The organism is Paraburkholderia sp. RL18-101-BIB-B, from assembly GCF_046026985.1.
Lineage (GTDB): Bacteria > Pseudomonadota > Gammaproteobacteria > Burkholderiales > Burkholderiaceae > Paraburkholderia.
The window spans coordinates 18,329-39,272 of sequence record NZ_JARESV010000049.1 but is presented as its reverse complement, the minus strand read 5'-3'; the positions used below and the strand labels follow the sequence as shown (position 1 = coordinate 39,272).

Below are 20,944 nucleotides of genomic sequence, written 5' to 3'. Positions count from 1 at the left end.
TGTGTTGTTTGCAACGATTCCTCTCCGCCCGCTGTTCCCCGACACGGGCGTTTTCGGAGGCGTTACGAGGCAGCGCTCATTTGCTTGAGCGGACTGCGCGTCACGCCTCTTTTCTTTTCGAGCAAACGATTGCGCAGGACCGCGCCGCGGGAAGGCGTGCTCAGACGCCAGCGGAGCCGTGCTGCACGGCGACGTCATGCGCCTCGGTGTGAACGTAGTCGATCGCCTCGAGCGCGGCGCTGATGGGCGGCACTGACTGGCCGTCGCCGATGGAAATGGAGCGGAACGGTGATTCGATGCCGTAATGCGACGGCGGGGTCGCCACGAAGATCATCACGGTGCGCTTCTGCAGCGCGTGCGCGAGATGGACAAAGCCGGTGTCGGTGCCGACCACGAGCGAGCACGCGTCAATCATCTGCGCGATTTCCGTCACGCTCAGTTTCGGCAGGACGGTCGAGCCCGGCAATTGCGACGCGATCTGCTCCGCTTCGAGCCGCTCGCCTTCCGAGCCCCACGGCAGCACCAGTTGAAAACCACGCTGCGCCAGCTCGCGGCCGATCGCCACCCAATGGCCTACCGGCCATTTCTTGTCGTCTTTCGAGGTGGCGTGAAAAAACGCCGCGACCGGTGCGCCGTTCGACTCGAAGGGAAGTCCGGCCGGCTCCGGCAGCCGCAGATTGAAGACCGCCGGGCCTTCTATTTCATAGCCCAGCGCCTCGCCCGCGCTGATGCGCATGCCATGCCACGCATTGCATTTCGGACGCGGGCCGAATCGCCCGGTATAAGCGAACGCGGCGCCCTGCTCCCCCAGATCCGGGGCCTGGTAGCCGATGCGCCGCGACGCGCGCGCCAGAAACGCAATGATCGCGCTCTTGTACACGCCTTGAATGTCGATGATGAAATCGTAGCGATAGGCGCGCAGTTCGGCGATGGACGCCCAGATCGATTTGAAATCGGCCCAACGGCGCGCTTTCTTGAAGCGGCGCAACGGCGCGCACAGCACGCGGTCCACGTTTTCGCTCCAGTGCACCACTTCGGCGAATGCTTCGTCGGCGGCCCAATCCACCTGAACGCCAGGAAACGCGCGCTTGATATCGGCGACCACCGGCAGGGCCTGCACGATATCGCCGAGCGAAGTGACCTTGACGATAAGGACTCGCTTCATTAAAGACCTGTCAGTTGTTCGAACATCCAAGCATTTTAGCCGACCAATAGGATAATCATTGCCGAACGAGTCAGCGCGTCTATCGGTCATCAATGCGGCGGTTACGCCCAGCCCCTTTCACGCAGCCCTTTTACACCATTTCAAACTACTTTCATATCGGTTTACGGGCCCGGCGCGCCTTATACTGCACCCTTTGCGACAACACTCGCTCATGTCCCGGCCCATCCCGCTCCGATCTTCCGCCATCGTTCGACGCGCGAAGCGACTCTGGCGCCAATATGGCATCTTCTGGCTCGGCGCGATTGCGGTCGGGCTCGTCGCGGTGCTGTACGCGAGACTGATCGACTGGGGCTACAGCGAGTTCCACTCCGTGCAGCAACGGCACGGGTGGGCGCCCTTGATCATCACGCCCGCGGTCACGGCGCTCGCCGTCTGGCTCACGCGCAAATTCTTCCGCGGCGCCGAAGGCAGCGGCATTCCGCAGGTCATCGCCACTCTTCACTCGAAACCCAGCGAATACGGCGCGCGGCTTCTGTCGTTTCGAATTCTGTTCGGCAAGATCGTCGTGTCGTTTCTGGCGATTCTCGGCGGCTTGACGATCGGCCGCGAAGGGCCGACCGTGCAGGTCGGCGCCGCGCTGATGTTCAATCTGCGCCGGCTCTATCCCCGTTCGAATGCGCTGATCGAGCGGCAACTGGTGCTGGCCGGCGCGGCGGCGGGTCTGTCCGCGGCGTTCAATACACCGCTCGCCGGCATCGTCTTCGCGATCGAGGAATTGACGCGCAGCTTCGAGGCGCGCGCGAGCGGCGTGCTGATCACCGCGATCATCATCGCCGGCGTGATCGCACTCGGCGTCAATGGCAACTACACCTATTTCGGCACGATTCAGATCGGCGCGAACTTTCCCGATCTGCTGGCGCTCGCGGTGCTGCTCACTGCCGTCGTCACCGGGCTTGCGGGCGGTTTGTTCGACTGGCTGCTGTTGAATACCGCGCGCTGGATTCCGGCGCCGCTGCGTCAGTTGCATAGCGAGCGGCCGGTTGCGTTCGCCGCGCTGTGCGGTTTGGTGATCGCGGTGGTCGGCCTGATTTCCGGCGGCACGACTTTCGGCAGCGGGTACGCGGAAGCGCGCGGCTTGCTCGACGGGCACGTGCAGTCGTCCGTCTTCTACCCGTTCTTGAAAATGATCTCGTTGGTCGGCTCTTACCTGCCGGGCATTCCGGGCGGCATCTTCGCGCCGTCGCTGGCGATCGGCGCGGGCTTCGGCAATCTGCTGCACAGGGTGTTCGGCTCGATGGATCTGCCGATGCTGATCGCGCTCGGCATGGTCGGCTATCTGGCCGCCGTCACGCAGTCGCCGATCACCTCGTTCGTGATCGTGATGGAGATGATCAACGGCCACGCGTTGGTGATCTCGCTGATGGCCACCGCGTTGATTTCGAGCCGCGTGTCGCGCCTGTTCGCGCCGCCGCTGTACGAGGCGCTGGCGGCGCGCTATATGGCGCCACTGTCGCAAGCCGCGCCCGCGCCGACGCCAGAAATGCCGGACGTCGAACCGACAGATCCGGCCGCGGCGCAAGTTGACGGCGAGCCGTCTGCCGAAGATGCCGATGGCGGCGCTCCGCAAGTCGACGCGCCCGCTCCGGTTGTGGAGAGAGCAGATAGCGAGCCGCCTGCCGAACACGCCAGCGGCAGCGCTCCGCAGGTCAACGCGCCCGGTCCGGCCGCTGGGCGAGCCGATGGTGAGCCGCTAGCCGAAGACACCGACCGCGGCACACCGCGTCAGTAAACGACGACGGCCGGCGCGCGCAGATACACCGGCCGCGCCGGCACGACGACGCAGCCGGCCAGCATGACCGCCAGCACGGCGATCAGAAGCAGATTCTTTTTCATCACATGGTTTCCTGAAGCGCGCGCGGGCGAGCGCTACGCCGAGTGCGTGCGCGGCGCCTGCATTTGTCTGCGCTTGTCGAAATGGAAGGGACGGCACACGCGGTATTCACCGCGCCGCGCCGCGCCGCGCACTGCGTAAGTCCGTAGCGTTACGCCCAGTGACCTTGAACCCAGTGATAGTTCGGACCGTGCGCGACCCAGTGGCCCGGCACCCAGTGATAGCCGACACGTTCGGCTTGCCAGTGACCGCCGACCCACACATAGCGGCCGTGATCCCAGCGCCAATGACCGTGATCCCACACGTAGCCGACACGCGGCGCCGGCACGGCTTCGTAGCGCACCGGCGGCGGCGCGGACGGCGCGATCACGACGACTTCCGCGGCCGAAGCCGATGCCACAGCGGCTGCGCCGGCGGCGATCAATACGGTGTTGGCAAGCAGCAAACGAAAGGTCTTGTTCATGTTTTCCCTCTGTAGGTGGACACCGAAGGCGGCATTACCCGTTTAATGCGCGAGGGAACAAAGCGGCTGACTGCGGGCGTGTAACGCCGCACGCTGAAGTGCAACGGATTATTTCGACGCACGGTCGACGCGCGCGAGCAAGCCCATGCACGCGCGCACGAACAATGAGGAAGTGGGAATAACGAAGCGGCACAACAGCGCGGCGCGCTCGCGCACCACTCTGCGTCACGTCATCTCGACGCAACGCAGCGAAGCGCGCAGCACGTCATAAGAAACCGGCCGCGAGAGGAAACAGGCTTTAAGCGATCAGGCCTGCGGTATTTCGATCTTGACCTCGAGCACTTCGAGATCGTCCTGACGTTCGAGACTCACGCGAATATCGTCATTGGAAATCTTCACGTACTTCGAGATCACGGCCACCAATTCGCGTTGCAACGCAGGCAGGTAATCGGCAGGCGCATGGCCGCCGGCGCGCTCATGCGCGATGATCAACTGCAGGCGTTCCTTCGCTACCGACGCGGACTTCTTCTTCTCGCCCAGCAAAAACGAAAGAATCGACATTACGTGCGCTCCCCTTACTTGGTGCCGAAGAGGCGCTGCAGCAGCCCGGGCTTCTGGTAGTCGGTAAAGCGAAGCGACTTCTGCTCGCCGAGGAAACGCGACACGACGTCTTTATAGGCTTCGGCCACATCGGTGCCGTCCAGATGCACCGCCGGCAAACCCTGGTTCGATGCGTGCAGCACCGCTTCCGATTCCGGAATCACGCCGATCAGATCGATGCGCAGGATTTCCTGGATATCGGTCAGCGACAGCATTTCGCCTTCGCTGACGCGCTTGGGGTTGTAGCGCGTGATCAGCAGGTGTTCCTTGATCGGTTCCTTGCTTTCGATTGCGCGCTTGGTCTTCGATGACAGAATGCCGAGGATGCGGTCCGAGTCGCGCACCGACGAGACTTCTGGATTCGTCACGATCAGCGCTTCGTCGGCGAAATGCATGGCGAGCAGCGCGCCCGATTCGATACCGGCCGGCGAATCGCAGACGATGAATTCGAAGTCCATCGCGATCAGATCGTTGATGACCTTCTCGACGCCTTCCATCGTCAGCGCGTCTTTGTCACGCGTCTGCGAGGCCGGCAGGATAAAGAGGTTCTCGCACTTCTTGTCCTTGATGAGCGCCTGGTTCAGATTGGCTTCGCCCTGGATCACATTGATCAGGTCATACACCACGCGGCGTTCACAACCCATGATGAGGTCGAGGTTACGCAGGCCGACGTCGAAGTCGATCACGGCGGTTTTGCTGCCACGCAGAGCGAGGGCCGATGCAAAACTCGCGCTCGTGGTCGTCTTGCCCACGCCACCCTTGCCCGAAGTCACCACAATGATTTTTGCCATTACCCTTACCTTGTGTTCGTCAAATTCGTCAATTATGCGCGGCCATATTTGCCGTGAAACGCAGCGTGCCTCAGATCGATCGAGGCAGCGCGCTTCACGTCGCTTACGTGAGCCGCAGCGGTTCGATCATCAACTTTTCTTCTTCGAGCCAGATCTGCACCGGCTTGCCGAGCACGTCGGCCGGCAATGGGTTCTCAGTCGTTCGATAGATGCCTGCGATCGAGATGAGTTCCGGCTCGAGACACGTGCAGAAAATGCGCGCGTCGTGATTGCCCTGCACGCCGGCCAAAGCCCGGCCGCGCAGCGGCGCGTAAATATGGATGTTGCCTTCCGCGATCACTTCGGCGCCGTAGCTCACGAGCCCGAGCACCACCAGGTCGCCCTTGGCATAAATCCGCTGGCCGGAGCGCAGCGGCTTGTCGACCACCATGGTTTGCGACGACGTGGCAAGACGCACCGGCTCCGCGGCGGGAGCGGGTTCGACGGCGGCGGCCGTGGCCGGTGTGCCGTTTTCCGGCGTGCCGGCGGCGAGCTCGAACAGATCGGCCGGCGGCGTGGCCGTGGCGGCGGTGGCGACCGGCGCCGCTGCGGCGGCGTTGGCGCTGTCTTCGTCCGCGGATTTCGCGGCGGCGCCGCGGCGGTCACGAGCTTCCAGAAGCGGCAACTGCGACTCCGCAGCCCACGTCTGCTGCGCGTTGGCGACCACGCCGACCGGGCGCATGCGCACGCTGTCGAGCAGTTGCGCGATGTCGGCGAGCGGCACGCGTTCGTTCTCGGCGAGACGGCGCACGTCGATCGCGACGACGTCGTTAGCGAAAAATTCGGGGGTCGCCTCGAAGCGCCGGGTCAGTTCGGCACGCATGGCGTCGAGGTCGGTTGTCTTGACCACGAACAGGAGCGTGTCGACAGAGCCGCTGCGAAGTTCGAAAAAGGGCGATTTCTTGGGCGACATAGCGTTCGGCAAAAAATTTTGCGTATTTTACAGGCGTCGACGCGCGCGGCCAGCTTTTTTGCCGGGAGAACGGGCCGCCACGATGACGACGCGGCCCTGCACAGGCAACGCGACGGCCTCGCAGTGGCCATTCAGGCCGCGCATCGCGCCGATGACCCGGCGACAGACGCTGAAGAGACGCGGAAGGGAATCGAGCGGCAGACTGTTGCGCCGCTCGCGAGATCACTGCTGAAACACCTGGGACGTGGTCGGCACGTGTCGCACCAGCAGGCTTTCGGCCTGGTCCGGTGCGCGCATGACGCGCCGGTGCTCGCCGGTCGGACCGAAGCCGAGCGCCTCGTAAAAGCGCATGGCATTGCGGTTGGCGTCGGCGACCCACGCGTAGATTTCCGTGGCGCCTTCATTCGAGAGCCACGCGGCGGCCGAATCGACCAGCAGCTCGCCGCCCCGCAGATGACGCACGGCCGGCGCCACCCACAGTTCGCAAACGAACGCGCGGCGCGCCGCGGTGTCGTCGAAGTGCGCTTCGATCAGTCCCGCTGGATGGCCCTCGGTGTAGAGGATGAAGGTGGTGATGATGAAGGAAACCGCGTGATCCGCGGCGGTGGCGTCGAAACTGGCGGCGTCGGCCGACAACGCGTCCTCGAGCGTGGCGCCGAAGGCATAGGGTGCCTCCCGCAGCGACGCAGTACGGAGTTCGCGGAAAACGGCGCCCTGATCAGCGGCGATACGGCGAACGGTCAATGACGGACTCATGCAGACGAAAACCCCTTGAAACCCTAAGGCGTAGCTTTAACCGAACCGGCGCGAGAGTCAAATCATTCTTTACCGGAATGTGGCGCGCGCCGCAGGAAGTCCCCTTTGGAGGCTACATATGGAGCATATCCAGACTCAGCAGCATGCCGCGCGCCTGCCTGCGGCGCATGCGCCGGACGCAGTACACGCCATGCATGGTCATGGCGCTTCGTAGCTACCGGTGCCGTCCGGCCACGGTGTCAGCAGTTCATAGCCGTCGTCGGTCACGGCGATCATGTGTTCCCATTGCGCAGACAGCGAGCGGTCCTTGGTGACCACGGTCCAGCCGTCGCGTTGCACCGCGGTGCCCGCGCGGCCGGCGTTGATCATCGGTTCGATCGTGAAGACCATGCCCGGCTTCAGACGCACGCCCTGCCCCGGCTGGCCGTAGTGGAGCACTTGCGGGTCTTCGTGGTAGACCTTGCCGATGCCGTGCCCGCAATAGTCGCGCACGATCGAGAAGCCGTCGCGCTGCGCCACCTTCTGAATCGCATGGCCCACGTCGCCGAGGGTGGCGCCCGGCTTTACTTCGCGAATGCCGGCGAGCATCGCTTCATAGGTCGTGTCGATCAGCTGGCGCGCCACCGTGCTCGGTTGGCCGACGCAATACATGCGGCTCGTGTCGCCGAAGTAGCCGTCCTTGATGATCGCGACGTCGATATTGATGATGTCGCCGTCTTTCAGGATCTCGCCGCGATTCGGAATGCCGTGGCACACCACCGAGTTGACCGAGGTGCACACGGTCTTCGGAAAACCCAAATAGCCGACATTTGCCGGAATCGACTTTTGCGTATTGACAATGTAGTCGTTGCACAGTGCGTCCAGCTCTTCGGTGGAGACACCGGCCTTGACGTGCTCGCCGATCATCGCCAGCACGTCGGCCGCGAGGCGGCCGGAAATGCGCAGCTTGGCGATGTCGTCGGGAGTCTTGTAGGTAATGGCCATGAATTCGGTCGATGTGGGTCGAATGGGAGGTCGATGTTCAAATCGATCGGCCAATTGTACAGAGGATCGCCGCCGAGCCTCGGCGAGCCGCACCAGACTCGCCGCGCCGGGGATTTCGTCGCAACGTTTTGCTCGGAAGAATGGAGGCTCTTGGGTGCGCGTTTTTGGGTCGTCGCATCGCGTGAGCAGCAGATGTCCGCGACATTGGGTATGCGAACCATTTGAGGAGCATAGCCATGTCGGAGTCCGGCGACAAATCAGCATGACTTATCGATGCATCCGCTCGCAGCGCCAAGCACTGCCTGCATCCGCTTTCGGGATTCACGCGTACATGGTTCGAAAGCATCTCTTCGAACGGACCCGACTCTCATGCCTCGACGCCTGCTTACCTTGACCGCCGCGTTGGCGCTCGCCGCTCTCGGCGGCTGCAGCGCCGCCGGCGTGCTCAACGCCGCCGTATCGCACAAACATTTCCGGGCCGAGAACGGCCTGGCTTACGGCAACGCGCCGCGCCAGAAACTCGACGTCTACGTGCCCACCACCGACGCGCCGCCAGCCGCTTCACACGGCCGCCCGGTCGTGGTGTTCTTCTACGGCGGCAGTTGGCAGACCGGCTCGCGCAGCAGCTACCTGTTCGTCGGCGCGGCGCTGGCGTCGCGCGGCTTCGTCGCCGTGCTACCGGACTATCGGACGTGGCCCGACACCGCCTTCCCCGGCTTCGTCGACGATGCGGCCACGGCCGTGCGCTGGGCACGCGACCACGCGGCCGAGTTCGGCGGCGACTCGTCGCGAATCTTCCTGATGGGACATTCGGCGGGCGCGCATATCGTGATGCTGCTCGCCACCGACGGCCGCTATCTCGCCGCGCAGCAAATGAGCAAAAGCGATATCGGCGGTGTGATCGGCCTGGCCGGCCCGTATGATTTTTTGCCCTTGCACGACGCCACGCTCGAGGAAATCTTCCCGCCCGCGTTGCGCGCCGCGAGTCAGCCGATCAACTTTGTCGCTGGCGACGAGCCGCCGATCTTCCTCGCGGCAGGCCAGCGCGATACCACCGTCGGTCCGGGCAACACCGATAGGCTAGCGGCGAAACTGCGTGCATCGGGCGACGCGGATGTCGAAGTGAAGCACTATCCGCGCGTCGGGCATGCGCTGCTGGTGGGCGCGTTTGCCGGGCCGTTGCGCGGCTTTGGACCCGTGCTCGACGATGCGAGCGGGTTTATCCACAAGCAGACGAACAGTGAAGCGCGGCGTTCGCGTGACGGTGCGGGTGATGTGCAAGGCGACGTTTATCAAATGCGCCGGCAGCGCGCGAATTCGGCTACCGCGCCGCCGTGCCCAGCAATTGCTTGCGTAAAGTAGGCGCGCGCGTCGACGGATCGAGCCAGATCCCGAAGAACGCGCGCGCGAACGCGGGATCGTCGAACTCGCCGGTCATGCGGTCGCCGACATAGAAACGCACGCCTTTGTCCGGCAGATACACCGCGCTCAACTGATCGCCGGGGCCGACATCCACGAAGGCCTGCAGCATGTCCGCGCGCCAGCGTTCCAGCGTGGCGGCCGGAATCGGCGCGGCAGCCAGGCGTTTGATCTCGCTGATACCGGTGTCCGCGAGGCGCTCGCGCTTGATGCCGCGCGCGTAGACGATGTGCAGCGCGAAGCGCTCGTCGTAATCGACCGGCACGCGTTCGCTCCACATCTGCGCGCGATAGAGCCGGAAGCCGAACACGCTGAAATCGCCTTCGCCGACGAGTTGCGCGGATTGCACGTCCCCGCGCCAATCGGCGCAGGCGGCGCTTGCCCACAACATCAGCGCGAGAGCGGTGAACGCGCGCACGTCAGTCGGCCTTCGAGAGCACGAACTGCATCACGTCCGTGCGCCCTTCGTCGAAGCCGGCTTCGCAATACGCCAGATATAGGCGCCACGTGCGCACGAAAATCTCGTCGAAGCCTTGCGTGCGGATCGTGTCGAGTTGCGCTTCGAACGCGCTGCGCCAGCGGCGTAAGGTCTCCCCATAATCGCGGCCAAAAGAGAGCGACGTGCGCGTCACGAGCTTGCAACGCCGCGCGGCTTCCGCGAAGCGCTGCGGACTCGGCAACATGCCGCCCGGAAAAATGAACTCGCGGATAAAGTCGCTCGTCGCGCGATAAGCAGCAAAATGCGAGTCGTCGATCGTGATGGTTTGCAGCAGCGCGCGAGCGCCCGGCCGCAGACGTTCGCGCAGAATGCGAAAGTACGCCGGCCAGTATTTTTCGCCGACGGCCTCGAACATTTCGATCGATACGATGCTGTCGTACTGACCGGTCAAGCTGCGGTAGTCGCGCAATTCGAGTTGCACGCGATCGCTCAGGCCTGCTTCGTTCACGCGCTGCTGCGCGAATTCGAGTTGTGCCGGCGAGATCGTCACGCCATGCACGTGGATGCCCAGACGCGCCGCGTGCATCGCAAACCCGCCCCACCCGCAGCCGATTTCCAGAACGCGCATGCCTTCGCGCAAACCGAGCGTATCGACGATCCGTTGATACTTCGCACGCTGCGCGTCTTCGAGTGATTGATGGACATTGCCGTTGAACACCGCGCTCGAATAGGTGAAGGTCGCGTCGAGCCACTGCGCGTAAAACGCATTGCCGATGTCGTAATGCGCGTGAATATTGCGCCGGCTGCCCGAACGCGTGTTCGGCCTCAGCTTATGGCGCAGCCCGTACCAGAGTTGAGCGAGCCAGCCGCCATACACCGTGCGTTGCAGCGCACGCTCGTTGCGGATCGCCACGCGCAGCAGCGCGGCCAGGTCGGGCGTATCGACCCAGAAGGCGCGCCACGCGTCCGCGAAACCGATGTCGCCTTTGCGCAGAATCGCGCCGCACGCGCGCCAGTCACGCAGTTCCAGGCGCGCCGCGGGCGCCGCGTGCGGATCGCCGAACACGCGCTGTTGACCGTCGGGCGTGATCAGAACCAGATGCCCCACCTGGATCCGCTCGAGCAACGAGAGAAAGAGACGGCCTGACGCGGGGGCGGTTTGGTGCCCGCTCAGGGTTCTTGAAAGCGCCATGGCTGAATCTCCTCAATCGGACGAAATAGGGCGCGCGGCGGCGGATGGTCGGCCGGCTGCGGCGTGGTCGGTGGGCGCGTCGCCGGTGCGGGCCGGCGCGGGATGCTTGCCGTGAAACGGCGCTTTCTTGAGAGCAAGGCGCAAGGCCTGCCAGTGGATTCTCGCGACGACACCAACGGTCAGCAGCGGCTGACGCAGCAGCGCGGCGAGCGCGCTCGCGCGTGTTAGCGGCGTCAGGCGGCCGCCCAGTGCGGTGCGGATCAACAGACCGTCGGCGTCGTGATAATCGATCGAGACCGACGCGCTGTTGGAAGCTTCCCTCACGCGAAAGGTGTAGCCGCCTTCCACACGGCAAAACGGCGACACGTGCAGCACTTTGCGGCACATGAGCCGCGTATTCGCGGCGATCGGCGCGTTGCCGTTTGCGCTGAGCAGATAGCTGTGGCGCTCGCCGAATGTGTTGCGCACTTCGGCCAGCAGCGCGCGCAACCGGCCGTCGCGGTCGTGACAGAACCAGAAACTGACCGGATTGAACGCGTAGCCGAACACGCGTGGGAAAGCTTGCAACCAGATCCGGCCGTTCGCTTCTTCGACGCCCGCGGCCGATAGTTGCTCGCGCATCCAGGTGGCGAGTTCGCGGCCGTCGCGCGGACCGTGGTCGCGTCGATACAGACTGAGCGGCCGCCATCGGTCGATGCCGAACCAGCCGCTATCGAGCGAGGCCAGTCGATCCAGGTCGCAGCGCACGTAAAACACCGGATACGTGAAGCGATGATGTTTTGGCCGCAGTCGCTCGTGCATCACCTTGCCGGTCAGAAGCCAGGCTGCCGGAATCGAGGCGGCAATGTCGCTATCGCTGTCGCTCGGCGGTTTCATAGCCTGGCCCATGGCGGCGATGCGTCAAAATCGGCGGCAACGCGCAGCGCCGATTTCAGACCGTCCTCGTGAAAACCATAGCCCGTCCATGCGCCCGCGAACCACGTACGGCGCTTGCCCTGCAGTGAAGGCAGACGATGCTGCGCGTCGATCGCGGCCAGATCGAACAGCGGATGGTCGTAGACGAAGCGGCGCAGTTCGGTGCCCGGCGCCGGCTGGGTCACTGGGTTGAGCGTGACGACGAGCGGCGTCTTGAACGGCAGCGGCTGCAACTGATTGACCAGATAACTGACGCACACCGGATGCATGCCGTCGATACTGCGGCTGCCCAGGTAATTCCACGCCGACCACACGCGCTGACGACGCGGCAACAGGTTCGTGTCCGTATGCAGCACCGCGACGTTCGGTTGATAGCGCACCGCCGCGAGCACGCCGCGCTCGTCCTGATCGGCGTCTTCCAGCAGCCGCAGTGTGGTCGGTGCGTGAGTGGCGAGCACCAGCGCGTCGAAGCGTTCCGTGCCGTTGTCCGTGAACACGTCGACACCGTCCGCGTCGCGCCGCACGCCGCGGACTGCCGTTCCGATGCGGACGTCGTCGAGCGTGCTTGCAAGGCGCTGTACGTACTCCCGACCGCCGCCGACCACGGTCTTCCACTGCGGCCGGCGATTCACCTGCAGCAGCGCGTGGTTCAGGCAGAAGCGCAAGAAGGTGGTGGCCGGGAACGCGAGGATGTCGGCGGTGGCACTCGACCAGATCGCGGCGGCCATCGGCAGCAGATATTGACGCTGGAACGCGCCGCCGTAGCCGCCTTCGGTCAGTAGTTCGCCCATCGACGCGCGCGTTTGAATCGCCAGTTCGAGGTTGCGTTGCGCGCTGCCGTTAAAACGCATGATGTCGCGCAGCATGCCGATGAAGGTCGGCGACAACAGGTTGCGGCGCTGCGCGAACACCGTGTTCAGACTGGTGCCGGCCCATTCGAGGCCGCCTTCGTCGAGCGAGACCGAAAAGGTCATGTCGCTCGGATGCGATTGCACGCCCAGTTCGGCGAACAGCGCGAGCAGGTTCGGATAGGTGCGGTCGTTGAACACCAGGAAGCCGGTGTCGACGGGGTGCGTGTGGCCGTGGAGCGTGACATCCACCGTGTTGGTATGGCCGCCCAGGTAGCCGGCCGATTCGAATAGCGTGACCCGATGATTGCGCGCCAGCAGATACGCGCTGGCCAGACCCGAAATGCCGGCGCCGATGACCGCGACCCGCGAGCCGCGCGGTAGTGGTGAGGCCGGTGCGGAATGGGGCATGGGCGCGTCTCCTGGTCGGCTCGCGCGGTTGGTCAGTCGGGTGTGGCGGGGTTGCGCGTCCTTGAGGGGATTTACGCAGCGAGGAAGGGAATGGATGCGTTTAGCCGCGATTGCGGAGTCGATTCAGTTTGGCGGCCGGTCTGCGGACGACAATGGACAGTCAGTCGTTGCGCCGCGATTCGGAGCGATGGGTGAAGATCGATGTGGAGTTGTATCGCGGAATGTTGACTTGGCGCTCGAACGCGCGGCGACCGCGAGACGAAGCTGATGCGGTAGCTGTGGGTACTCTCGGTGCGGTCAGCGGCTCGATCCATTGATCGATCGCCACGAGAATTGTCGAACGCGCTCAGCAGAAACGAAAACAGGCCCCGAAGGGCCTGTTTTCTGAATTGGCGGAAAGGGTGAGATTCGAACTCACGGTACCCCTAAAGGTACACTGGATTTCGAGTCCAGCGCATTCGACCACTCTGCCACCTTTCCGGGTCTTCTTACTCGCAGCAACGAGGTTGCTTAGGTCACTGCAGAGTCAGATCCAAGCGGGTCGTTGCTTGGGAGAAAAAGATTATAAAACAGCTGAATTCGATTTCCAAGCCCCTCGACGAAAATTTTTCGAAGAGGCTTGGAAACGACAACAGCGGCCCGCCGCGCTCCGATCAGGCAGCCGGCAATTCCAGCCGCTCCACACCGCCGAGGTACGGACGCAACGCCACCGGCACGGTGACCGAACCATCGGCGTTCTGGAAGTTCTCGAGCACCGCCACGAGCGTACGGCCCACGGCCAGACCCGAACCGTTCAGCGTGTGCACCAGCTCCGGCTTGCCCTGCGCATTGCGATAACGCGCCTGCATGCGGCGAGCCTGGAACGACTCCGTGTTCGAGCAGCTTGAAATTTCGCGATACGTGTTTTGCGCCGGCACCCACACTTCCAGGTCGTACGTCTTGGCCGCCGAGAAGCCCATATCGCCCGTGCACAGCGTGATCACACGGTACGGCAGTTCCAGCTTCTGCAGAATCGTCTCAGCGTGGCCGACCATCTCTTCCAGCGCGTCGTAAGACGCTTCCGGCGCGACGATCTGCACCATCTCGACCTTGTCGAACTGATGCTGGCGGATCAGACCGCGCGTGTCGCGGCCATACGAGCCCGCTTCCGAGCGGAAGCACGGCGAATGTGCGGTCAGCTTGACCGGCAGCGCGTCCGCTTCGAGGATGCTGTCGCGCACCGTGTTCGTCAGCGAAATTTCCGAGGTGGAGATCAGATACTGCGTAACCGTGTTCTCTTCACCGCCCTTCTCGACGCGGAACATGTCATCGGCGAATTTAGGCAATTGGCCGGTGCCGTACAGAATTTCCGGATTCACGATGTACGGCGTGTAGATCTCCGTATAGCCATGCTGCTGCGTGTGCGTGTCGATCATGAACTGCGCGAGCGCGCGATGCAGCCGCGCAATCTGGCCGCGCAGCATGGTGAAGCGCGCGCCCGAGAGCTTCGCGCCGGTCTCGAAGTCGAGCCCGAGCGGCGCGCCGACATCGACGTGATCCTTCACCTCGAAGTCGAACTGGCGCGGCGTGCCCCAGCGGCGCACTTCGACGTTGCCGGTTTCGTCATCGCCCATCGGCACGCTTTCGTGCGGCAGGTTCGGCACGCCGAGCAGCAGATCCGACAGACGCTTCTGGATCTCGTCCAGCTTGGCCGCCGACGCCTTCATTTCGTCGCCGATGCCGCCCACTTCGGCCATCACCGCCGACGTGTCCTCGCCCTTGCCTTTCATCGCGCCGATCTGCTTCGACAGGCTGTTGCGGCGCGCCTGCATCTCTTCGGTACGGGTCTGGGTATCGCGGCGTTCCGCTTCGAGCGCGGTGAAGGCCGCCACGTCGAGGGTATAGCCGCGGTCGGCGAGGCGTTTGGCGACGCCGTCGAGGTCTTTGCGCAGCAGCTGTATGTCGAGCATGGGATGGGGCGGGTGTTCGTTATATGAAGGTGGGATTTTAGCGCACCGGCGCGGGCGGCCGGTGCGTTAGATGGTGAACGCGTGCGGATGCCGCCGCAAACCCTCACCCCTTCTTCGGCTTGTTCTCGCTGCGCCACTGCGCGTCGAGCTCCGCCAGACGCGCCATCTTGTCACCGATCTTGCCTTCGAGCCCGCGCGGCGTCGGCTCGTACCAATGCGGATCGCGCATGTTCTCCGGCAGGTAGGTCTCGCCGGCCGCGTAGGCATCGGGTTCATCGTGCGCGTAGCGATACTCGTGACCGTAGCCGAGTTCCTTCATCAGCTTGGTCGGCGCGTTGCGCAAGTGCACCGGCACGCCGCGCGACTGGTCCTTGCTCACGAAGCGGCGCGCCTCGTTATACGCGTTGTACCCGGCGTTCGATTTCGGCGCGACCGCCAGATAGATGATCGCCTGCGCCAGCGCCAGCTCGCCCTCGGGCGTGCCGAGGCGCTCATAGGTTTCGGCGGCGTCGAGCGCGATGCGCGCGGCGCGCGGATCGGCGAGGCCGATGTCTTCCCAAGCCATGCGCACGATGCGGCGCGCCAGATAACGCGGGTCCGCGCCGCCGTCGAGCATGCGGCAGAACCAGTACAGCGCACCGTCCGGGCTGCTGCCGCGCACCGATTTATGCAGCGCGCTGATCTGGTCGTAGAATGCGTCGCCGCCCTTGTCGAAGCGGCGCAGATTTTCGGCGAGCGCGCTGCCGAGCAAGGCGCCGTCGATCTCGGTGGTCTTTTGCTGCGAGGCCGCCCGGGCGACGATTTCGAGGTTGTTCAGCAGCTTGCGGCCGTCGCCGTCGGCGGAACCGATCAGGGCGTCGCGGGCTTCGTCGGTGAACGTGAGGCCGCCGAGTTCCTGCTGCGCGCGTTCGAGCAACTCGCGCTGCTCTTCGTCGTTCAGGCTTTTCAGCACATAGACGGCCGCACGCGAGAGCAATGCGCTATTCACCTCGAACGACGGATTCTCGGTCGTCGCGCCGACGAACACCAACAGTCCCGACTCGACGTGCGGCAAGAACGCATCTTGCTGGCTCTTGTTGAAGCGATGCACTTCGTCGACGAACACGAGCGTCTGATGCCCGTTCGCGCGATGAATCTGCGCGGTCTCGACCGCTTCGCGGATGTCCTTCACGCCCGAGAGCACCGCGGACAGCGCGATGAACTCGGCATGAAATGCATCGGCCATGAGCCGGGCGAGCGTGGTTTTCCCGACGCCGGGCGGGCCCCAGAGGATCATCGAATGGGCTTCGCCGGATTCGAACGCGACCCGCAGCGGCTTGTTCGGGCCGAGCAGGTGCTTCTGGCCGATCACTTCGTCGATATTGCGGGGCCGCAGGCGTTCGGCGAGCGGAACATTGGCACGGGTTTCTTCAAACATGACGTTTTGGGGATAATCTCGGCTTTTCCGGACGCGGTCCGTGTGAAGGCGGCGTACTGCCGGTGAGCCACGCCAGCACGCGAAAGTGCGGGCAACGTCCTGCATTATGACAGTGACGGCGCCCGGACGAAGACCGCGCGGCGCGCCGGGAGGACTTGGGCGGCTCGGCCGGGCGGAAATCCGGCAGCGAATGACGCAACCCGATAAGCAACCGCGGATATAACAGCAAACGCAACCGCCGACCCAACTTCACAGGTAAGTTTGCAAGCAACACCAACAGGGACAAGAACAGATGGCACAAGATCCACTCGCCGGCGACGCCGGTTCCACCTACGCACCGCTCACGCCGGTGCCCGACGCGCGCCGCGCATTCCGCACCGGCGACGCGTTCGCGCTCTGGTTTTCGCTCGGCATCGGCCTCCTGGTCGCGCAAGCGGGCGCGCTGCTGGTGCCGGGACTATCGCTGCCGCATGCGTTGCTGGCCATCGTGATCGGCAGCGTGATCGGCGTGGTGCTGCTGGCGCTGGCTGGCGTCATCGGCACGGATACGGGGCTCGCGGCGATGTCGTCGCTGCGGCCGACACTCGGCGTGCGCGGCGCTTCCGTGCCCGCCGTGCTGAACGCGGTGCAACTGGTCGGCTGGGGCTCATTCGAGGTGATCGTGATGCGCGACTCCGCCGACGCCCTCGCCAAACAGGCCTTCGGCCTCTCCATGCCGCTCATCTGGACCGTGATCTTCGGCTTGCTCGCGACACTGCTGGCGATCAGCGGCCCGCTGTCGTTCGTGCGGCGCTTTCTGCGCACGTGGGGCATCTGGCTGCTGCTCGCGGGCGCGGCCTGGCTCACGTGGAATCTGCTCGCCAAGCACGATCTGGCTGCGCTGATGCAGCGTCCGGGCACGGGTGAGATGTCGTTCGGCGGCGCGATCGATCTGGTGGTGGCCATGCCGCTGTCGTGGCTGCCGCTGATCGCCGACTACACGCGCTTCGGACGGCGGCCCGGCGAAACCTTCCGTGGCACGCTGCTCGGCTACGGCATCGCCAACATCTGGTTTTACGCGCTCGGCGCGATCTACGGCCTCGCGGCAGGCGGCGGCGACGCACTGCTGACGGGCGCGCTGGCGCAAGCCGGCGGCGGCCTCGCCTTGCTGCTGATCCTGATCGACGAAGTCGACAACGCCTTCGCCGATATCCACTCGGCCGCGGTGTCGACCGGCACGGTCTGGGCTCGCGGCAGCGTGCCTCTGTTGTCGGCGGCGTTCGGTGCGTTGTGCACGCTGATCGCCGTGGCCGTGCCGATGGCGAAGTATCAGAACTTCCTGCTGCTGATCGGCTCGGTGTTCGCGCCGCTGTTCGGTGTGGTGCTGGTGGATCACTTCATCGTGCGCAAGCGCCGCATCGAAGCCGCCGCGCTCGCCGACGTGCGCGGCCGTTACGGCTTCTCGGGCGGCTGGCATCTGAGCGCGTTCCTCGCGTGGGCCATCGGCATCGTCGCGTATCAGGCGATCAACCAATGGCTGCCGAATCTCGGCGCGACGCTGCCCGCGCTGGTGATCGGCGCGGCGTGCTATCTGGTGTTCGTGTCGACGCGCAAGACGGCGTATGCCTGAGTCTTGAGCGAGCGTCACGCGAACCCAGAAATGCGAAAAGGCCTGCAAATGCAGGCCTTTTCTTATCGCGTGAGTCGCTTCAGCGCGTGGACGCCCGATACTCGACGCCCGGCAACACGCACAGCAATTCGAACGCGAGATTCGCGCCGAGCAGCGCGGTCGTGCCGAACGGATCGTACGGCGGCGCGACCTCGACCAGATCGCAGCCGACGATGTTCAGCCCGCGCGAGCCGCGAATGATTTCCAGCGCCTGCGGCACCGTCAGGCCGGCGATTTCCGGCGTGCCCGTACCCGGCGCAAAGGCCGGATCGATCCCGTCGATGTCGAACGTGATGTACACCGGACCGTCGCCCATACGCTCGCGAATACGCGCCATCAACGGCACGAGCGACTGGTTCCAGCACGCCTCGGCCTGCACCACTTCGAAGCCCTGATCGCGGCACCAGTCGAAGTCTTCCGCCGCGTAGCCCGTACCGCGCAAACCGATCTGCACGACACGATCGCAATCGAGCAAGCCCTCTTCCACCGCGCGCCGGAACGGCGTGCCGTGCGCGATCTTCTCGCCCATCATCGTGTCGTTGACGTCCGCGTGCGCATCCACGTGGATCAGGCCGACCTTGCCGTGCTTGCGATGAATCGCGCGCAGGATCGGCAGCGCGATAGTGTGATCGCCGCCGAGCGTGATCGGCTTGCAATCGTGCTGGAGAATTTCGTCGTACGCGGTTTCGATGCGCTTGATCGAATCGTGCAGGTTATACGGATTGATCGCGACGTCGCCGAGATCGGCCACGCGCAGCGAATCGAAGGGCGCCGCGCGCGTTGCCATGTTGTACGGACGCAGCAATACGGACTCGCTGCGGATCTGGCGCGGGCCGAAGCGCGCGCCGGTGCGGTTCGAGGTGCCGAGGTCGAACGGCACGCCGACGAAGCAGGCGTCGAACCCTTCGGCCGAGCCGACGTTCGGCAGCCGCATCATTGTCGCGATGCCGCCGCAGCGGGGCATGGCGTTGCCGGACAGCGGCTGCGGCCGTTCGCCGGCTTCTGGGGAAATGAAGGAAGAGGTATTCATCGTGTCTCGGCAATGAAAAGGGGGCAGCAAGCAAAATCGTGCAGACCGGCCGAGGAGAAGCATCAAAACCGCACCTTGCCGGGCGAATCTCGATTCTTGAGCAGTTTTCGAGAAGTTAAAATACCGACGGAATAAACTTCACATTGATTCTCAGCGATGTATCCTGACCTATGTTCTCCCAACTCACCGATCTCGACCTGCGGCTGATCCGCGTATTTCTCGCCATTGTCGACGCGGGCGGCGTGTCGCCGGCCCAGGCGACCCTGAACGTCGGCCAGTCGACCATCAGCACGCAGCTTGCCACGCTGGAAACGCGCCTCGGCTACCGGTTGTGCGAGCGAGGCCGCGGCGGCTTCAGCCTGACCGCGCGCGGCGAGCAGTTCATCGACGCCGCCCGCGCTCTGCTCTCAGCCGTCGACACCTTCGGCATGCAGGCGCGCAACGTCGGTCGCAAGCTCGTCGGCACACTCGATATCGGCATGATAGGCCACACGCCGGTGTCGGCGAGCGCGCGCATCAGCGACGCGATCGGCCGCTTCCGGGCGCGCGATCAGTCGGTGCGGTTTTCGATTCTGGTTCGCTCGCCGGGCGAACTCGAAGAGTTGCTGTTGAATGGGCGGATTCAGATCGGCATCGGCTATTTCTGGCATCGCGTGCCGTCGCTCGAATACACCGAGGTGTTCGCGGAAGATCAGTTCGCTTATTGCGCGAAAGGGCATCCGTTGTTCGCTCAGGCCGGCGAGGTGCCGCCTGCCGAGGCGGCGTTGCATGAATGGGCGTGGCGCAGTTATCCGCTGCCCGAAGCCGAGAGTTCGACCACGCCGCAGAACGTCACTGCCGTCGCCGACAACATGGAAGCGGTCGCGATGCTGGTGCTCTCCGGGCATCACCTCGGCTATCTGCCGGGGCATTTCGCGGCGCCGTTCGTCAAGCAAGGGCTGCTCGGCGCGCTGAATCCGGCGCAGATGCGTTACCGCGTCGCGTTCCACATGGTCACGCGGGCGCGGCAGCATCGCACGGATATCGTCGAAGCGTTCATCGACGACATGAAGGCCGCGCATCCGGTGCAGGTTCTGGAAGTGGACGAGTAAGTTAGAAAACGCGCGCAATAAAAAAGCCGCGCTTTCGGGCGCGGCTTTCTCTGCACTTCGTCTCGCCCCAAGGCGGCTTATCCGTTGATCACGTCCGCGCCCTTCGGCACCGTGAACTTGAATGCATCGGCCGGCAGCGGCGGATTCTTCTGAATGTTCGAGAAGGTCAGCAACGTCACGTTGCCGAACACGTCGTGCAGTTCCATCGCTTCGAGATTGCCGTCCTTGAAGCCGATGCCGACGCGTTGGAATTGCGTGTCCTTCGCCTTCGGCGTCAGTTCGAGCCAGTCGATGCCGGCCTTCACGCCCGCATCACGCAGCGTGAAGTTCTTGTCGAGATCGTTGCTGCCGAACAGGATCGCCGCCGGGCTCGCGCCGAGCGCGCCGCCGAGGCTGCGCACCGTCACCTGATTCAGATCCTTGTCGTACACGTAGAGCTTGTCGCCGTCCGCCTGCAGCAGTTGGGCATACGGCTTCTCGTATTGCCAGATGAATTTGCCGGGGCGCGCGAACGTGAACGTGCCGCTCGACGTGCCGGTCTTGCCGGTACCCGTGGTCGACAACGTGCCGCTCGCACTTTGCGCCTTGCTCGGTGCCCGCACTTCCTGCTGCACGAAAGTGCCACGCGCCGAATGCACTTGCGCGACGAACGCCTTCAGTTGCTCGGTGCCGCTCGCGAACGCCTGCGACGCGAACAGCACCGACGCGCCGATCGCCACGCTGCCCACGCTACGCACGAGGGCGCGGGCAAGCTGACCGAAACGGCTGGATTGAGCATTCTCTCGAGCGTGCTGCTGCGCGAATAGCTTCATATAGTTTTCTCCCTTGATTGAATTCGTTGAGCGGCCGTGGTCGTGGGCGCACGGGCGATCCTTGTGTGCCCGCGGCGATGAGCGCCTGGCGCAAAGCCAGATGGCTTGCCCTCGGCCGGCCATGCTTACGTGTTATAGCAGCTTAGGCAATCAGCCTTAAACGAGCCTTAG

General features: G+C 64.2%; 19 protein-coding genes and 1 tRNA gene. 4 read left to right on the top strand and 16 right to left on the bottom strand.

The genetic code is table 11. From position 1 onward, the window contains the following. Window positions 1-160 precede the first annotated feature (160 nt). Window positions 161-1,165: a lipopolysaccharide heptosyltransferase I gene (gene waaC / locus P0D73_RS38180; RefSeq protein ID WP_408435230.1), complete on the bottom strand. Its 1,005-nt coding sequence runs from the start codon at window positions 1,163-1,165 to the stop codon at window positions 161-163. A gap of 211 nt (window positions 1,166-1,376) precedes the next feature. On the opposite strand from waaC, the gene P0D73_RS38175 reads away from it, so the two are divergent. Continuing rightward, window positions 1,377-2,954, top strand: coding sequence for a chloride channel protein (locus tag P0D73_RS38175; protein WP_408435228.1), 1,578 nt, complete (start codon window positions 1,377-1,379; stop codon window positions 2,952-2,954). 253 nt (window positions 2,955-3,207) lie between these two features. Here P0D73_RS38175 and P0D73_RS38170 read toward each other — a convergent pair whose 3' ends face one another. The 6 genes from P0D73_RS38170 to map form a co-directional block, all read right to left on the bottom strand. Next, window positions 3,208-3,519: a hypothetical protein gene (locus P0D73_RS38170; RefSeq protein WP_408236262.1), complete on the bottom strand. Its 312-nt coding sequence runs from the start codon at window positions 3,517-3,519 to the stop codon at window positions 3,208-3,210. A gap of 306 nt (window positions 3,520-3,825) precedes the next feature. Beyond that, window positions 3,826-4,080, bottom strand: coding sequence for a cell division topological specificity factor MinE (minE, locus tag P0D73_RS38165; protein ID WP_091796304.1), 255 nt, complete (start codon window positions 4,078-4,080; stop codon window positions 3,826-3,828). Window positions 4,081-4,094: 14 nt separating this feature from the next. Beyond that, a complete protein-coding gene (gene minD / locus P0D73_RS38160) occupies window positions 4,095-4,910 on the bottom strand; it encodes a septum site-determining protein MinD (protein ID WP_063495093.1) in 816 nt (271 codons plus the stop codon). A gap of 103 nt (window positions 4,911-5,013) precedes the next feature. Continuing rightward, entirely contained in the window at window positions 5,014-5,862 is an 849-nt protein-coding gene (gene minC / locus P0D73_RS38155) for a septum site-determining protein MinC (RefSeq protein WP_408435226.1), read from the bottom strand. Window positions 5,863-6,084: 222 nt separating this feature from the next. Beyond that, window positions 6,085-6,618, bottom strand: a complete 534-nt coding sequence (locus tag P0D73_RS38150; protein WP_408180667.1) for a GNAT family N-acetyltransferase — start codon at window positions 6,616-6,618, stop codon at window positions 6,085-6,087. A 198-nt stretch (window positions 6,619-6,816) separates the two neighbouring features. Further along, a complete protein-coding gene (gene map / locus P0D73_RS38145) occupies window positions 6,817-7,602 on the bottom strand; it encodes a type I methionyl aminopeptidase (protein WP_408180668.1) in 786 nt (261 codons plus the stop codon). Window positions 7,603-7,971: 369 nt separating this feature from the next. Between map and P0D73_RS38140 the strand changes: the two genes are divergently transcribed. Continuing rightward, window positions 7,972-8,964 carry an alpha/beta hydrolase gene (locus tag P0D73_RS38140; protein WP_408435224.1) on the top strand — a complete coding sequence of 331 codons (993 nt, stop codon included), beginning with the start codon at window positions 7,972-7,974 and terminating at the stop codon, window positions 8,962-8,964. Here the strand turns inward: P0D73_RS38140 and P0D73_RS38135 are convergent. From P0D73_RS38135 to P0D73_RS38105, 7 genes are all read right to left on the bottom strand, one after another. Beyond that, on the bottom strand, window positions 8,924-9,439 hold the full coding sequence (locus P0D73_RS38135; RefSeq protein WP_408180670.1) for a chalcone isomerase family protein: 516 nt from the start codon (window positions 9,437-9,439) through the stop codon (window positions 8,924-8,926). The two genes, P0D73_RS38140 and P0D73_RS38135, sit on opposite strands and share 41 nt — an antisense overlap. A gap of 1 nt (window position 9,440) precedes the next feature. Then, window positions 9,441-10,652: a class I SAM-dependent methyltransferase gene (locus P0D73_RS38130; protein ID WP_408180671.1), complete on the bottom strand. Its 1,212-nt coding sequence runs from the start codon at window positions 10,650-10,652 to the stop codon at window positions 9,441-9,443. Between the two features lie 12 nt (window positions 10,653-10,664). Next, the gene (locus tag P0D73_RS38125) at window positions 10,665-11,528 is read right to left on the bottom strand and encodes a DUF1365 domain-containing protein (protein WP_408180672.1); all 864 of its coding nucleotides are present in this window, start codon (window positions 11,526-11,528) and stop codon (window positions 10,665-10,667) included. Further along, a complete protein-coding gene (locus tag P0D73_RS38120) occupies window positions 11,525-12,826 on the bottom strand; it encodes an NAD(P)/FAD-dependent oxidoreductase (RefSeq protein WP_408180673.1) in 1,302 nt (433 codons plus the stop codon). Before P0D73_RS38120 ends, P0D73_RS38125 begins: the two co-directional genes overlap by 4 nt. Window positions 12,827-13,216: 390 nt before the next feature. Next, window positions 13,217-13,306, bottom strand: a tRNA-Ser gene (locus P0D73_RS38115). A 173-nt stretch (window positions 13,307-13,479) separates the two neighbouring features. Further along, entirely contained in the window at window positions 13,480-14,775 is a 1,296-nt protein-coding gene (serS, locus tag P0D73_RS38110) for a serine--tRNA ligase (RefSeq protein WP_408180674.1), read from the bottom strand. 103 nt (window positions 14,776-14,878) lie between these two features. Next, entirely contained in the window at window positions 14,879-16,192 is a 1,314-nt protein-coding gene (locus P0D73_RS38105) for a replication-associated recombination protein A (RefSeq protein ID WP_408435220.1), read from the bottom strand. A 292-nt stretch (window positions 16,193-16,484) separates the two neighbouring features. Here P0D73_RS38105 and cytX point away from each other — a divergent pair, with 292 nt between their 5' ends. After that, on the top strand, window positions 16,485-17,801 hold the full coding sequence (gene cytX, locus P0D73_RS38100) for a putative hydroxymethylpyrimidine transporter CytX (RefSeq protein ID WP_132375646.1): 1,317 nt from the start codon (window positions 16,485-16,487) through the stop codon (window positions 17,799-17,801). A gap of 79 nt (window positions 17,802-17,880) precedes the next feature. On the opposite strand, the gene speB is transcribed toward cytX, so the two are convergent. Then, a complete protein-coding gene (gene speB / locus P0D73_RS38095) occupies window positions 17,881-18,870 on the bottom strand; it encodes an agmatinase (RefSeq protein ID WP_012432090.1) in 990 nt (329 codons plus the stop codon). A gap of 170 nt (window positions 18,871-19,040) precedes the next feature. Between speB and P0D73_RS38090 the strand changes: the two genes are divergently transcribed. Beyond that, entirely contained in the window at window positions 19,041-19,961 is a 921-nt protein-coding gene (locus P0D73_RS38090; RefSeq protein WP_408180676.1) for a LysR family transcriptional regulator, read from the top strand. Between the two features lie 77 nt (window positions 19,962-20,038). Here P0D73_RS38090 and lolA read toward each other — a convergent pair whose 3' ends face one another. Next, window positions 20,039-20,773 (bottom strand): outer membrane lipoprotein chaperone LolA, encoded by a 735-nt coding sequence (lolA, locus tag P0D73_RS38085; protein WP_132375650.1) that lies wholly within the window; start codon window positions 20,771-20,773, stop codon window positions 20,039-20,041. Between the last annotated feature and the right edge of the window lie 171 nt (window positions 20,774-20,944).

What these genes read in the sequence shown, in the direction of transcription:
- waaC (WP_408435230.1), bottom strand. Translation starts at nt 1,165, where the DNA reads ATGAAGCGAGTCCTTATCGTCAAGGTCACTTCGCTCGGCGATATCGTG.
- P0D73_RS38175 (WP_408435228.1), top strand. Translation starts at nt 1,377, where the DNA reads ATGTCCCGGCCCATCCCGCTCCGATCTTCCGCCATCGTTCGACGCGCG.
- P0D73_RS38170 (WP_408236262.1), bottom strand. Translation starts at nt 3,519, where the DNA reads ATGAACAAGACCTTTCGTTTGCTGCTTGCCAACACCGTATTGATCGCC.
- minE (WP_091796304.1), bottom strand. Translation starts at nt 4,080, where the DNA reads ATGTCGATTCTTTCGTTTTTGCTGGGCGAGAAGAAGAAGTCCGCGTCG.
- minD (WP_063495093.1), bottom strand. Translation starts at nt 4,910, where the DNA reads ATGGCAAAAATCATTGTGGTGACTTCGGGCAAGGGTGGCGTGGGCAAG.
- minC (WP_408435226.1), bottom strand. Translation starts at nt 5,862, where the DNA reads ATGTCGCCCAAGAAATCGCCCTTTTTCGAACTTCGCAGCGGCTCTGTC.
- P0D73_RS38150 (WP_408180667.1), bottom strand. Translation starts at nt 6,618, where the DNA reads ATGAGTCCGTCATTGACCGTTCGCCGTATCGCCGCTGATCAGGGCGCC.
- map (WP_408180668.1), bottom strand. Translation starts at nt 7,602, where the DNA reads ATGGCCATTACCTACAAGACTCCCGACGACATCGCCAAGCTGCGCATT.
- P0D73_RS38140 (WP_408435224.1), top strand. Translation starts at nt 7,972, where the DNA reads ATGCCTCGACGCCTGCTTACCTTGACCGCCGCGTTGGCGCTCGCCGCT.
- P0D73_RS38130 (WP_408180671.1), bottom strand. Translation starts at nt 10,652, where the DNA reads ATGGCGCTTTCAAGAACCCTGAGCGGGCACCAAACCGCCCCCGCGTCA.
- P0D73_RS38125 (WP_408180672.1), bottom strand. Translation starts at nt 11,528, where the DNA reads ATGAAACCGCCGAGCGACAGCGATAGCGACATTGCCGCCTCGATTCCG.
- P0D73_RS38120 (WP_408180673.1), bottom strand. Translation starts at nt 12,826, where the DNA reads ATGCCCCATTCCGCACCGGCCTCACCACTACCGCGCGGCTCGCGGGTC.
- serS (WP_408180674.1), bottom strand. Translation starts at nt 14,775, where the DNA reads ATGCTCGACATACAGCTGCTGCGCAAAGACCTCGACGGCGTCGCCAAA.
- P0D73_RS38105 (WP_408435220.1), bottom strand. Translation starts at nt 16,192, where the DNA reads ATGTTTGAAGAAACCCGTGCCAATGTTCCGCTCGCCGAACGCCTGCGG.
- cytX (WP_132375646.1), top strand. Translation starts at nt 16,485, where the DNA reads ATGGCACAAGATCCACTCGCCGGCGACGCCGGTTCCACCTACGCACCG.
- speB (WP_012432090.1), bottom strand. Translation starts at nt 18,870, where the DNA reads ATGAATACCTCTTCCTTCATTTCCCCAGAAGCCGGCGAACGGCCGCAG.
- P0D73_RS38090 (WP_408180676.1), top strand. Translation starts at nt 19,041, where the DNA reads ATGTTCTCCCAACTCACCGATCTCGACCTGCGGCTGATCCGCGTATTT.
- lolA (WP_132375650.1), bottom strand. Translation starts at nt 20,773, where the DNA reads ATGAAGCTATTCGCGCAGCAGCACGCTCGAGAGAATGCTCAATCCAGC.